General features: G+C 34.6%; 14 protein-coding genes. 6 read left to right on the top strand and 8 right to left on the bottom strand.

The features are described from left to right. Nucleotides 1-130: 130 nt before the first annotated feature. Together ABWU24_RS03810 and ABWU24_RS03815 are read right to left on the bottom strand one after the other, a co-directional pair. A complete protein-coding gene (locus tag ABWU24_RS03810; RefSeq protein ID WP_214241657.1) occupies nt 131-805 on the bottom strand; it encodes an ABC transporter ATP-binding protein in 675 nt (224 codons plus the stop codon). Between the two features lie 26 nt (nt 806-831). After that, nucleotides 832-1278 (bottom strand): HesB/IscA family protein, encoded by a 447-nt coding sequence (locus tag ABWU24_RS03815; protein ID WP_341815594.1) that lies wholly within the window; start codon nt 1276-1278, stop codon nt 832-834. Nucleotides 1279-1325: 47 nt separating this feature from the next. Between ABWU24_RS03815 and ABWU24_RS03820 the strand changes: the two genes are divergently transcribed. Beyond that, nucleotides 1326-2507 carry a deoxyguanosinetriphosphate triphosphohydrolase gene (locus ABWU24_RS03820; protein ID WP_015588065.1) on the top strand — a complete coding sequence of 394 codons (1182 nt, stop codon included), beginning with the start codon at nt 1326-1328 and terminating at the stop codon, nt 2505-2507. Then, nucleotides 2507-3928 (top strand): bifunctional diaminohydroxyphosphoribosylaminopyrimidine deaminase/5-amino-6-(5-phosphoribosylamino)uracil reductase RibD, encoded by a 1422-nt coding sequence (gene ribD / locus ABWU24_RS07835; protein WP_410541812.1) that lies wholly within the window; start codon nt 2507-2509, stop codon nt 3926-3928. The genes ABWU24_RS03820 and ribD overlap by 1 nt, the downstream gene beginning before the upstream one ends. Nucleotides 3929-3992: 64 nt before the next feature. On the opposite strand, the gene ABWU24_RS03840 is transcribed toward ribD, so the two are convergent. Beyond that, nucleotides 3993-4376: a hypothetical protein gene (locus tag ABWU24_RS03840; RefSeq protein WP_341815596.1), complete on the bottom strand. Its 384-nt coding sequence runs from the start codon at nt 4374-4376 to the stop codon at nt 3993-3995. Nucleotides 4377-4509: 133 nt separating this feature from the next. On the opposite strand from ABWU24_RS03840, the gene truB reads away from it, so the two are divergent. The 3 genes from truB to pnp are packed head-to-tail and all read left to right on the top strand — an operon-like array spanning nt 4510 to nt 8151. Beyond that, on the top strand, nt 4510-5580 hold the full coding sequence (truB, locus tag ABWU24_RS03845; protein ID WP_341815597.1) for a tRNA pseudouridine(55) synthase TruB: 1071 nt from the start codon (nt 4510-4512) through the stop codon (nt 5578-5580). Nucleotides 5581-5587: 7 nt separating this feature from the next. Beyond that, nucleotides 5588-5860 (top strand): 30S ribosomal protein S15, encoded by a 273-nt coding sequence (gene rpsO / locus ABWU24_RS03850; protein WP_015588069.1) that lies wholly within the window; start codon nt 5588-5590, stop codon nt 5858-5860. A 14-nt stretch (nt 5861-5874) separates the two neighbouring features. After that, nucleotides 5875-8151, top strand: coding sequence for a polyribonucleotide nucleotidyltransferase (pnp, locus tag ABWU24_RS03855; RefSeq protein WP_341815598.1), 2277 nt, complete (start codon nt 5875-5877; stop codon nt 8149-8151). A gap of 100 nt (nt 8152-8251) precedes the next feature. Here pnp and rpe read toward each other — a convergent pair whose 3' ends face one another. Both rpe and ABWU24_RS03865 read right to left on the bottom strand, forming a co-directional pair. Continuing rightward, the gene (rpe, locus tag ABWU24_RS03860) at nt 8252-8926 is read right to left on the bottom strand and encodes a ribulose-phosphate 3-epimerase (RefSeq protein WP_353274473.1); all 675 of its coding nucleotides are present in this window, start codon (nt 8924-8926) and stop codon (nt 8252-8254) included. A gap of 153 nt (nt 8927-9079) precedes the next feature. Beyond that, complete coding sequence (locus ABWU24_RS03865; RefSeq protein ID WP_353274475.1) at nt 9080-10138, bottom strand: N-acetylmuramoyl-L-alanine amidase; 1059 nt, start codon at nt 10136-10138, stop codon at nt 9080-9082. A 69-nt stretch (nt 10139-10207) separates the two neighbouring features. Here ABWU24_RS03865 and ABWU24_RS03870 point away from each other — a divergent pair. Further along, nucleotides 10208-11213, top strand: a protein-coding gene (locus tag ABWU24_RS03870) for an IS630 family transposase (RefSeq protein ID WP_353274215.1) whose coding sequence is annotated in 2 segments (ribosomal slippage) — nt 10208-10717 and nt 10719-11213 — 1005 coding nt in all. Because the reading frame shifts where the segments join, the coding sequence is not laid out codon by codon here. On the opposite strand, the gene ABWU24_RS03875 is transcribed toward ABWU24_RS03870, so the two are convergent. The 3 genes from ABWU24_RS03875 to ABWU24_RS03885 form a co-directional block, all read right to left on the bottom strand. After that, complete coding sequence (locus ABWU24_RS03875) at nt 11173-11634, bottom strand: N-acetylmuramoyl-L-alanine amidase (protein ID WP_353274477.1); 462 nt, start codon at nt 11632-11634, stop codon at nt 11173-11175. The genes ABWU24_RS03870 and ABWU24_RS03875 overlap by 41 nt on opposite strands. Nucleotides 11635-11733: 99 nt before the next feature. Next, nucleotides 11734-12561, bottom strand: a complete 828-nt coding sequence (locus ABWU24_RS03880) for an EndoU domain-containing protein (RefSeq protein WP_015588073.1) — start codon at nt 12559-12561, stop codon at nt 11734-11736. Nucleotides 12562-12616: 55 nt separating this feature from the next. After that, nucleotides 12617-13804 (bottom strand): phosphoglycerate kinase, encoded by a 1188-nt coding sequence (locus tag ABWU24_RS03885; protein WP_179948603.1) that lies wholly within the window; start codon nt 13802-13804, stop codon nt 12617-12619. Between the last annotated feature and the right edge of the window lie 39 nt (nt 13805-13843).

Genomic DNA, 13843 nt, shown 5'->3' on the forward strand with positions numbered 1-13843 from the left:
AACAGCGTAAGTTAAAGAGTCCGTGTATAAAAAGCAATGAAGGCATTTCATGCGAATTATACTCCGTTAATGATCATTGGTTAAATAAGTACAAGTTATAGGTAGCTTTGTATTGTACTGTTTCTTCCATTCACAGCTTTACTAATGATCGGTTTTTTAGCTGAAAAATGTGATCTGCTTTTTCTGCAAGAATATAGTTGTGTGTTACTATAAGCATAGAGCTGTTATTTTCCTTTACATATGAATGTAACAGCAAAAATACATTCAAAGAATTTGTTGGGTCTAAATTTCCCGTTGGCTCATCTGCAAGTAAAAGCTTTGGAGAGTTTACAATGCTCCTTGCAATTGCAACCCTCTGCCTTTCTCCACCAGAAATTTCAGATACCATACTACTTGCTTTACTTTCCAGACCAAATTTTTCCAATATTGCTTGCGATTTTTTTTCTGCTTCAGCTTTACTTTTTCCTGCAATGAGCTGAGGAAGCATAACATTTTCCAACACTGATAACTCCTGTAATAAATAGTGAAATTGATAAACAAAGCTAAGAAAATTTCTTCTTACATGAGTTTTATATTTATTGCTGGCTTGCGTGCAATTTACTCCATCTATTGTCACTACACCTAAAGTTGGCTTATCCAATAGGCCCGCAATTTGTAGTATAGTTGTTTTTCCTGATCCCGAATTACCAATCAATGCAACTACTTGCCCTCTTGTAAGACTCAGATTGATGTCTTCTACAATAGTAGGACTTTTTTTGAAGCTCTTACTTACAGAAGCTAGCTCTAGTGTTACACCACTACCCATATTATAAAAAGATCCAGGAGGGAGAATTAGACCGAGAAACTGTTACCACACCCACATCGAGACTTAGCGAGAGAATTCTTGATTTGAAAACCAGAACCACTTAGATCTTCAGTATAATCTATAGTTGAATTATTTAAAAATTTCGCTGAACAATTATCAACCATTAACACAGGGTTTCCATTCTCATCATTAATTACTATATCTTTACCTTTTTCACTAAAACTGGAGTGGCTTCTATAATCCTCGCTATCTTCGTCATCGTCAAAATCGTCGTCTTCGTCATCTTCAAAATCGTCATCCAAAGACATCTTTTTATTTATTTGATCCATAAGAAAATTATACTTGAAGCCAGAGCATCCACCACCTGAAACTGCAACCCGCAAAACAGAACTCTGATCTCCTTCTTGTTCTACAAGGGAGTGGATTTTTCTTAATGCATTGTCAGTTAAGTTAATATTGTAATCTGTTGACATAACAACCACCCTTCATTATTGATAACTTATTATACTGCAAATTTTACATGTCAAACAATAATTTTCTATTAAGTTACGCGTGCTTTCCAAATAAAACAAAAGGAAGAAATTTTAAAGAGCCAGAAGATGAAAATCGCAGCTGCTTTCAGCGTGATAGGGACCGCATTATTCACTCTAATGCGTTTAGGAAATTGGGGTACAAAACACAAGTTTTTATCAATTATGAGCATGACTACTATCGCACTAGGCTAACTCATAGCCTTGAAGTTGCACAGATTGCAAGATCCATCGCACGCAGGCTCAGATTAGATGAGGACATCACTGAATGCATAGCGCTTGCACATGACCTTGGTCATCCTCCATTTGGTCACACAGGTGAGAATGCTCTAGTTCAAGTTGATAAGGAGAAGTATAAGTTTGATCATAACGTTCAAGCTATAAGGATTTTAACTTATCTTGAACAAAAACATGCCGACTTTAATGGCATGAATCTAAGTTGGGAAGTGATTGAAGGCGTTGCAAAGCATAACGGTCCTTTACTCGGTCAAAATGCAGCATCTCACACAAATAATCAGCTATTATTAGAATACAATGAAAAATATGATCTAAAACTTGAGGAATTTTCAAGCATTGAAGCACAAGTTGCTTCAATTGCCGATGACATCGCTTACAGTGTGCATGATCTTGATGATGCACTCAGAGCAAATTTAGTAACTATTGAAGATTTGCTTAATGTTCCCTTAATTGGCAAAATGTTTAAAAACGTAAGGAGTGAATATTCAGATTTGTCTCAGAGCAAACTCATACATGAATCACTGAGTAGAACTATAGGGATTATGATAAATGATGTCGTTTTTCAGGCTGAAAAAAATATTAAAGACTACAAAATAAAAAGCGTAGAAGATGTAAGAGGTCTAAATACAATGCTAGTCACATTTTCACCAGAAATTGCAAATGCCACAAAAGAGATGAAAAAATTTAACATGGAAAAAATATACAGAAGCTATAAATTGAATAGAACAATGAACAAAGCAAAACGTATAGTACAGGAGCTTTTTCAATGCTTTTATGAAAACCCAGGGTTATTACCTATAGAGTGGAACAAGCTTGCTTGTGAATCTCAGCGTTCAGTAATAATATGTGATTATATCTCAGGTATGACAGATAGATTTGCCATACACGAGCACAGAAGAATTTTTGATACCTCATACGAAATGACTTCTTTCTAATGACCGATGATTATTTCATGTCGATCGCATTAAAACTTGCAGAAAAAAGTCTTGGAAGTGTTGCACCAAATCCCGCTGTTGGATGTGTTATTGTAAAAGACGGTATGGTGATCGGTGAAGGCTACACAGGAATCGGTGGACGTCCACATGCAGAAGTAGTTGCTTTGCAAAATGCTCAAGACTTAACTCATGGTGCAACTATGTACGTCACTCTTGAGCCATGTTGCCACTTTGGAGTTACAGAACCTTGCACTGCAGAAATCATAAAATCAGGAATAAGAAAGGTAGTGATTGCAGCAATTGATCCAGATAGTAGAGTTTCAGGTGGAGGGATAAAAGCTTTAGCAGATGCAGGAATTGAAGTAAAACAAGGGATTATGCAGAAAGAAGCAGAGAAACTAAATGTTGGCTTTTTTACCACTAAGAAACTCCATAGACCATTTATAGCTTGCAAAATCGCAACAACTCTTGACGGAAAAATCGCAACATTTACAGGTGATAGCAAATGGATAACAAGTGAAGATACGAGAAATTGGGTACATGAGCTCAGAGCAAAATATGATGCAATTATGATTGGCAGTAGTACCCTTATCAATGACGATCCTCTCTTAACTTGCAGATTACCAAGACTCGAAGACAGGTCGCCAATAAGGCTAATTATCGATAGCCAAGGGAAATTGAAGAAAGAGCATAATATTGCAAAGACTGCAGACAAAGTAATAACTTGGGTAATCACAAATAAGGAAGTAGAGAGAAAAATAAAAGACATTAATTATTTGATAGTTAATACACCTCCTGTCATTCCAGTGCCCAGACACTGGGATCCAGGAAAATTGATTGTGCACTATACAACATTTTCGATCAAAAAACTGGATTCCAGTGTCAAGCACTGGAATGACACCACCGGCAAATTTCAATGTTCGTATAATTATGTGCTCGGACACTGGAATCTAGAAAAAACATGGATTTCAACTTCAAGTGCTCAACTGTACGAATGCTGTAATATAAGAGCGACTTTCACCAAGAAGGGTGTCATCCCAGTGCCCAGACACTGGGATCCAGAAAACTTCAAGCAATTGCGTAGTGAAAACTGGATTCCAGTGTCAAGCACTGGAATGACATCGGAACCTGATGTTATCGGCAAAGTCTGCCTAAAAGACATGGCATCAAAACTTGTTTCAGAAATTGGTATAACAAGGTTATTAGTTGAAGGTGGAGGAGTGTTGATTACAGAATTATTAAAGCACAATTTAATCGACAGGCTGATAATCTGCCGTAGTGGTAAAATTTTAGGTAATGATGCCACTCCTTTTGTAGGAGATTTAGGAATTCAATCCATCAATGAATGTTATCAGTTCAAAAAAGCAGAGATAATAGAGTTCAGTGAGGATGTAGTTGAGTTGTGGGATAGGCTATTGTAACTTTTATATTTTTAGATGAAAGGAGAAAAGAAAGAGGTAGAAAATCTACCTCCTATGTAATTTATTATGCTGTTTTTCCTCGATACTCGTCTTCAAGTGTTTTCTCAAATACAACTTCTTTCATTATATATTTAATCAAATTTCTGTCAATTTTACCCTGAGGTCCTTGTTCTCCTCTGTCACCCTTTTCACCTTTAGCATTTTCTATTGCATTCATTTGCTGATATGAAGAAATAGCTAGTGCGGCAAAATATACAGCGGCAATAAATAGAACTGCAATTCCAACAGGGCTAGCAATAAGTGCTAAAGATGCAGGTCCGGCAATTACTTTAGTAGCAATCAATAATGTTGTTATTGCTGCTGCTAAAGATGCAGTTGCAACTGTACTTTCAATACTCATTTTTGTTATAGGTGCTGTGTTTTTTAGTTTCCATATACTTGCAGTCATAATCACTGCCTCCTAATTAAGATTTATAAAAAGTTAATTATATACTAAGAATGTAAACTAATCAAGTATTTTTATTAATAACTTGATGTTTTATCTACTTCCTAAATTGTAACTAATTATATAAGATTGATACATGGTAAATGGTTGGCTAAATCTTGATAAACCAATAGGAATTAGCTCTGCACAAGCTGTAACTCAAATTAAAAGGATTTTTGGAATAAAAAAAGCCGGCCATCTGGGAACACTTGACCCTTTGGCTTCAGGTGTATTGCCGATCGCTCTTGGTGAAGCAACAAAAACTATACCGTATTTATCTTGTGACTTAAAGGCATACAATTTCACAATCAAATGGGGAAAGCAAACAACTACAGACGATTTAGATGGTGATATTATTAGAACTAGCACTATAAAACCTGAATATAATCAAATAAACTATGCGATTAAGGATTTTATTGGTGAGATAACACAAACTCCTCCTCAATTTTCAGCGGTGAAAATCAAGGGAGCAAGAGCATATAAATTAGCAAGAAGTGGGCAAAAGGTAAATATAAAACCTCGACAAGTCAAAATACATGAACTGAAGATGATATTTTTGGACACCATAAATAATAGTGCCGATTTTTCTATGATCTGCGGTAGCGGCGTATATGTAAGATCAATTGCAAGAGATCTTGGAATTGAATTAAATTGTTTTGGACATATTACACAATTAAGAAGAACGATGGTAGGTGATTTTAAGGAAGATGAATCAGTGATAATTGAGCAACTTACTAAAAAAAACACAACAAATTACTCTCCCCAGTGCTTGACACTGGGATCCAGATATACAAATACTTACAAATCATGTAATGGACAAAAGATTCTAGGAGCATATGTCAAAAACAATGTTCGTGATGAAATAGGCTTGATCCCAGTGCTTGACACTGGGATGACAGAGGGAGGTGGGATGGCAGAAGATGATGGAGGTAATACAAAAAGTTTCATCATCCCCATTGAATCGGCTTTAAAATCGATGTTCAAAATTGAAATTTCCCTAGAGGAGGCGGAGAAAATCAGAAAAGGTCAAGGAATTATATTAAATAACTTGCGTGGTTTAAAGAATTATGATATTTTTTGTACGATAGTGGGTAATGTACCTATTGCAATTTGCAGTTTTACTCATGGTTATGTGAAGCCTATTCGTGTTTTTAATATTTTGAAATGAGGTTTAGATGTCAATAACATCCCAAAAGAAAAAAAGTTTGATTAGTACATATGCAATTAAAGAAGATGATACAGGTTCATCTTTTGTACAATGTGCAATTTTAACCGAGAGAATCAGTAATTTAACTGAGCATTTTAAAACGCATAAGCATGACCATAATTCTAAGCGCGGTTTACTTATATTGATAGGTAGAAGGCGCAAGCACTTAAATTATATAAAACGTAAATTTGGTAATGAAGCCTATCAAGAGTTAATAGAGAAGTTAGGCATTAGAAAATAATCGAGGAATTTTGTATGTTTGAAATTATAAAAAAATCTATAGATTGGGAGGGGCGTACCTTATCTTTAGAAACTGGGAAAATAGCACGTCAAGCTGATGGTTCAGTAGTTGTAAATTATGGAGATACTTCTATCTTAGTCACTGTTGTACGAAAAAAGAAGGAAGAAAGTGTTGATTTTCTCCCTTTAAATGTTCAGTTTATTGCAAAAAGTTATGCCATGGGTAAGATTCCTGGTGGTTTTTTTAAAAGAGAAGGAAAACCATCTGATAGAGAAACTTTAATTTCAAGAGTAATAGATAGAAGTATAAGGCCGTTATTTCCTGAAGGTTTTCATGATGAAATTAGTGTAGTATGCAATCTATTAACTTACGATACGGTCAATTCTCCTGAAGTACCAGCATTGATAGGTACCGTCGCAGCTCTTGCAATTTCTGGTGTTCCTTTCCACTTTACTATAGCTGGAGTTATGGTCGGTTGTGATGAAAATAACAATTATATACTCAATCCTTCCGTTCAAGAGATGAAAGCAAGCAACTTGGATCTGTTTTTGTCTGGTGATGAAAATTCGATCTTAATGGTCGAATCGGAAGTCAAAGAGCTCTCTGAAGAAAATGTTTTGAGTGCAATAAAATTCGGCCATGAACATCTTCAACCTGTTATTAAGCTTATAAAAGAATTTGCTGATACAGTAGGCAATAAACCTGAAAGCTTTGCTCCTGTTGATATATCAGATATAACTCAAGGACTTGAAAAATATCGAAAAGACTTTGAAGAAGCATATTCAAAAACAGTAAAACAAGAGCGAGTTCAAGCTCTAGAAGTAGTCAGGAATAATATATTGAATACTCTTAAAGAGGCTGAAAAAGACGAAAAGTTAATTACTTATGCAGTAAAAAGCTTTGAAAGATCTTTAGTGCGTGAAATGATTAGAAGGAAAAGTGTGAGGATAGACAACCGTAAGTATGATGAAATACGCCAGATAGAAATTGAGGCTGACATTCTACCCAAGACTCACGGTTCTGCGCTATTTACAAGGGGCACCACTCAGGCACTAGTTGTTACTGCTCTTGGTACTACACAAGATGAGCAAATTGTGGATGACATTGAAGGGGATAGACGTGAACATTTTATGTTGCATTATAATTTTCCTCCATTTGCTGTTGGAGAGGCTTCTGCTATACGCGCACCAGGAAGGAGAGAAATTGGTCATGGTAAACTTGCTTGGAAAGCACTTCATCCTGTTTTACCTGATAAATCTGAATTTCCTTATACAATAAGGGTAGTATCTGAGATTATGGAATCTGATGGTTCTTCTTCTATGGCAACAGTTTGTGGAACTTCCATTGCATTAATGGATACAGGTGTGCCAATAAAGGCTCCCGTTGCAGGAATTGCTATGGGTCTCATCAAAGACAAAAATGAGCATATAATACTTTCTGATATACTGGGCGATGAAGACTATCTTGGTGATATGGACTTCAAAGTAGCAGGAACTAGCGAAGGGATTACAGCACTGCAGATGGATATGAAAATTCCTGGTATAAGCTTTGAAATTGTTGAAAAATCTTTAGAACAAGCAAAAGTCGGAAGATTACATATCTTAGAAAAAATGAATGCAGTAATTTCAGAACATCGTAAGGATATAAAAGATCATGTACCAAGAGTGTTATCATTTTATATAGATAAAGATAAAATTTCTGCAGCTATTGGTGCTAAAGGAAAAAATATACGCAGTGTATGTGAAAGAAGTAATGCAAAAATTGAAATAGGGGATGACGGTAAAGTTTCTGTTTTTGCCATTAGTAGTACTGAAGCTGAAGCTGCAAAGAATATGATGATTGATTCAATAACAGAGCTAGAACAAGGTTCTATAATTGATGCTAAAGTTGTAAAGATAGAGAAGTCTATTGTAGAGCTAGAATTTCTTAATGGAAGAAAAGGAAAAATGCATATAAGCGAGGTAGCTAATCAACATGTAGAGTCCATTGAGGATATACTTAAACAGGGTGATACCTTCAAAGCTTTGATAATTGATTTTGAAAAAGGTGGATGTCCAAAATTATCAAGACGTCGTGTTGATCAAGAAACAGGTGAATTTTTTGAAGGTAAGCTTTACAATGAAGAAAGGAGAGATGGTTTAAATAATAGGGATAATTATTATAACAACTCGTTTAATAAAAAACCTGGAGATAATTATCATAGTAATAGACCTACTCGTCCTCGTTCTGGTTTTAGCAATAGAAACAGACCAAAATCTGGTAATAATGACTCATCATCAGGTTTCTATTGAGGTTGAACTTACTTTCTATTATCTCAGTGTCGAAGCACTGAGATAATAGGAATTTTTAAAACTGACAAGATAACAAAAATGGTTTGTGTTATCTGTAGGGTTATAACGAAAGATTTTTAAGATCGTTTATAGCCTTTTTCATGTCTTCAGCTTTAAATATTGCTGATCCAGCAACTAATATATTTGCACCTGCTTTTATTATATCAGCTGCGTTAGAAAAGTTAACTCCACCATCTACTGAAACTTGTGTTTTAAGATTACGGTCCTGTATCATTTTCCTCACGGTAGATATCTTACTCAACTGCGAATGAATAAACTCCTGTCCTCCAAATCCAGGATTGACTGTCATAATTAGCACAATATCTAGCTCATCTATTATATACTCAAGCACGCTTGGAGAAGTTGAAGGAACAATTGAAACTCCAACTTGTATTATTTTTTTTGTATTGTTTTTATATGATTTTATCTTTCTTACTAGCCTCTCAAGATGTATCTCTGCTTCTGCATGTATAGTGATAATATCAGCACCAGCATTTATAAAACTTTCAATATGGTCACCAGGAGATTTAATCATTAAGTGCACATCAAAAGGAAGGTTGCTATATTTACGTATCGCAGAGATAACATTCGGACCTATTGTAATATTTGGAACAAAATTTCCATCCATAACGTCTATGTGTATATAATCTACATTCAAGTCGCTAATTCTTTTTACTTCCTCCCCTAATTTTGCAAAGTCTACTGAAAGTATAGAAGGTGCAATTTTAATACCCATAGACTACTTTTTACCAAAAATAAAAAAAGTAACTTATTTTTTAAACTTTGTCATCCCAATACTATATTAATCTCATTTAGAAATTTTTGTATCCTTCCAGATGCATGTGCCTTTATTTTTCTCTGCCCATTCATCTGGCCATCTTAATACTCGTTAGACTTCTTTCTTCGCCTCTTCTAAATATTCCAACACAGTTTCATGCAGCGCAGTCCAAGACATTTGCTTTTCCATATTCGGTATAAATTTTTGTTTCCAAGTGTCCTTAAATTCTTGAAACCACTGCTTCTCAAAATTTTGGAAATTAGATAAAACTTGCAACCTAAACTCATTAATCAAATTCGAGACTTCTATAGCCTTTTCAGGGCTTATAGACTTAAAAGATAATATTTCATTCTTTAAAATATCTAGCTTTTCAAATGAATTAAGCTTAAATGGAATATAAAGCGAGGATCTTATATTATACCTTAGATAAGAGTCGTAATATAGCTTAATCTTGTACATGAGCATAGCAAATGCAGTAGAAGAAATATTATTTTCATATTCTGCAAAAGAAGATAATAAACGCTTGTAATCCTCTTCATTCAAAAATGGTGATTGTAAACTTGATTCAATTTTATTATTAAAAGATGTGAATCTGTTGAAAATACAATTGCTATATTCGCTTAAAAATTCAGGCAAAATATCTTCCTGTTCTAATTTTAGAGGCAAGTCTTTTCTAATCTCTTTCGGCAAGTGATGAATTGAAAACTGATTGATAACCCACGCAAAATTTTCATCAAACTCATTTGAGTAATTAGCATTATTGTCAGGAAAAATCATATTACCTTCCCTATCATTCCAAGGCAGTATTTTATAAAAAAAACCGTTTAACCTTTTTTTTAATTTCAAAATATTTTCACTCTTATCGCCTACCTTATACAAAATCTCATTTACTTTTTGTTTTGCGTCTTGAGGACTGATTCTATCACCTATATGCAATCCGATACCACTTTTCTCTAATAACTCCCAATCAAATAACTTATGTGGATCAGGCTTACGCATTGCGTAACCTTCAATTGCTGAGTTGTATACTATAGTGCCTATCTCAGCGTGACTAAATATCATATCTTTTCTAATCTTAAAGCGCTTCATGAGGTACAAAATCAGATCTTTGACAGATTTCATTTGCTCTTCTGGAAAAGGCTCAAGCCCTGTGTTTATACCAATTCCCACTATATAAAGAACAGATAGACAATAATGGGAAAGAAGTGATACTAAAGTAGATAAAATAGAGAGGTATAAATGGCATTAAGGTCAAAACTATTAGACGAAAAAGTTGTAAATTTGGCGAAAGAAATGTTAAAAAAGGTCAGAAATAACGCATATGTTTCAAAAAAGTTACAAGCGGTGATAGCAGGAAAAGAAAGTAGTATAAGCGCTGTGGCAAGAATATGTAAAATTTCAAGGACTGCTTTGACTGAATGGATAAAGCATCTAAAATTTGGTAGAGTAGAAAGATTATTTTCCCCGTCTCAGCGGCGAAGAAAAAGCAAATTAAACAAAAATCAACGTGAGCAAATTGAAATATGGGTAGAAAGAAATCCAAATATTACTATTAAGGAAGTGCAAATAAAAATCTCAGAGGAATTTGGCCTAAACATTAGCAAATCAACAGTGCACCGTGAGATACAAAGGATGAAGTTTTCTTACATAACACCGAGGCCAATTCACCATAAACAAGATAAAAACAAGCAAGAAGAGTTTAAAAAATACTTCAATAAAATAGTCAATTCCCACCCTGAAAAGGAGGTATTTTTTTGATGAATCACGATTTGGAACTCATTCAAAAATCGGACACGGATGGTTTAAAAAAGGGGTCAGAACACAGGTTAAAATGAAAATTGGTAGACAAAATTTCTATATCTACAGTGCGGTAAATCCAAGAAGTGGTAAGAAAATTAGCCTACTTGCTCCATATGTAAACACTGATTGTATGAATATATTTCTGGAGCAGATGTCGAAAGATTTAGGCACGAAAGAAGCCTTTCTTGTAATGGATTGTGCAAGTTGGCATAGATCAAAAAGTTTGAAAATTCAGGAAAACATTACCATCATATACTTGCCTCCTTATTCACCGGAACTGAATCCTGTTGAAAGGTTGTGGCAATATATCAAATACAATACTTTACGCAATAGTATCTACGATACCATAGGTTTACTTGAAGATGTTTTGTGTAATTTTATTGTCAATATTTCCAGTACTACTATTAAACGAGTTTGTAATGTTTCTTATTTGTTCGGTCAGTAATGGATTTTGGTATTACAATCTCTATACCTATAGAATAATCATTCAGTTTTCGTAGCTCTTCAACCACATTATCTACTTGAACTTTCGCATAACTTATACCAGCATGCCATGCTCGTTTTTCAAGTGGAACCATCAGAGTAATGCTACCATCTCTATCAACAATAAGCTGTACTGATATCCCTGAAGAATTTAATGCGTATTTTGTACTTTTTAATGTTGGTGATTCGGTATGGTGCACCACCACCATCAACACTTTTTTGCCTTCTCTATCATCATAATTTAAATTCGGTGCAGGATCTAAAAATATTGGATTTTTTAATGATGTTTTCAAATCTTGAAAATCGTTCTCAATATCACTTAAACAAGATTGTTGTCCATGTACAAGAGGCGCTACAAGCAGCAACAGAAATAAAACAGACAAACATTTTTTTACTATAAGTTTCATGTAGCTCTACAAATTGCCTCAATATAACTAAATTAGCATAATACACATAAAATGTTTACTTTTTTTTTCAGCCAATCAAGACTTGCTACAGCTACAATTAATACTCTTATCATTACATTTTGGTGTTAAGTCAGGATAGAATGTGAGTATAGCGTCTTTCTTTCTCACAAATACTGATTGATAATTGTCATCTTCCATTTTATATAGACACATTCCATCTTTTCCCAGCTCCTTAAACGCCTTAGTCGCAGAAACTAAAATATCATCAGCATGAAGGTTATACGCGTACCCACTTGGGCACTTAACTTTCACTTCTCCATCCTTACCTAGATATTTCATTCCAAATGTGTAAACAGGTGGCTTAATATCTAATTTATTGCACAGAGATTCATTATCCCAAATCGCACCCGCCCACTTATCTTCTTGAGCCTCAACATATCTACCTACAAAATGCATACCACCAAGCCCCAATCTATCTGGTTCACCACAAAAAATATGCCCAAACCCTATAGTTTCTTTTTCAGTTCCGCTATTTGTAAACCAAATCTTAGTCAATTCATCTTTAAACAACCCCAAGTCTGCACTAGGTGTAATCACCTGATGATCAAGCTTATCGTATATCTTTTTCACCACTTCTTGATGCTGCGGACAATCAAGCAAAATTCTGAAATCTTCTTCATCAGGCTGTGTTCCCCAATCTCCACAAACCCTTAATACTCCTCTATCAAAATCAGTCAGCTCTGGAAGTGGTGGAATGTAGTCTGGACTTGTAGAATCTGTTTTGAAAAATGGCTCAAATTTAATTCGTGAACTCGTATCGTTGAGGTAATGCTCCTTAATGTAAAAAACAAATCCTATTACTGGTATTATTAAGCATAAGATTAATTTAGCTACTTTCGACATAACCACAACACAACGTATAAAAAAGCTAAGGTACAAGTAACAGCTTAAAAAAGTTTTAATTAGATGTTAATCTCAGTCCCGGCATTTTATCACCACTGAGCCAACTTAAAAATGCTCCCCCACCAGTTGAAATATATGTAAAATCTTTATCAGTAAGACCTGCAGCATTTACTGCAGATAGGCTATCCCCTCCTCCTATTACGCTGGTTAATTTTCCTTTGTGCGTTAAATTACTTACTAATCTCATCACCTCTACTGTACCATTTGCAAAAGCTGAATGTTCAAAAACACCAATAGGTCCATTCCACAGTAGAGTTTTACTGCTTGCTATTATACTGCTTATTGTGCTTAAAGTTTGAGGTCCGATATCTAAAATTATATCACCGTCCAAAATGGATTCAGTTTTTCTTAAAATACCAGTGCTATAATCAGAATTTACTGCAACCAAAACGTCTTCTGGCACAACTATTTTGCAATTGTTTTTATTTGCCGTCTCAACAATATTGTGCAGAAGATCATCAACACCATTTTGAAAAAAAGACTTGCCTATATTAACTTTATTAAATAACAAAAAATTATTAGCAATTGCGCCACCCAGAATAAGGTAATCAACCTTTTCTGCTAGTTTTATAAGCATTTTTATTTTAGTGGATATTTTAGCTCCACCAACTATCGCAGTAATAGGTTTAGCGTCAAACGATATGGCTTGCTCAAGATACTTTAGCTCATCTTGCAAGCAAAATCCTGCATAAGAAGGTAAAAATTCTGTAATGCGTGAAATAGAAGCATGAGCTCTGTGAGAGCAAGAAAATGCATCATTTACATATATATCTGCTAGAGATGCTAATTTTTTAGCAAAATTTGAATCATTCCGTTCTTCTTCTTTATAAAACCTCAGATTCTCTAGTAATATTATATCTCCCCCACTCATCGCATTTACTGTTCTTTGTACTTTCTCACCAATACAATCATCAATAAATTTCACTTCTTTACTCAGCAGCTGCGATAAAGTTTCAAATACGTTTTTTAGCGATAGGTTATTATCTTTTGCTTTTGGACGCCCAAAATGTGAGATAATAATAACTTTTGCACCTACATTTGCCAAATACTGAATGGTAGGTAGAGCTCTCAAAATACGAGTAGTATCACAAATTCTTTCATTTTTTATAGGAACGTTGAAGTCAACCCTGAGCAGAACATTTTTATTGTGAAAATCACAACTCTCTATGCTAGGTACACTTATCATACAATTAAGGAGCTATAAAATCACTATACAATAGTT

The organism is Wolbachia endosymbiont (group B) of Hofmannophila pseudospretella (genome assembly GCF_964028515.1).
GTDB lineage: Bacteria > Pseudomonadota > Alphaproteobacteria > Rickettsiales > Anaplasmataceae > Wolbachia.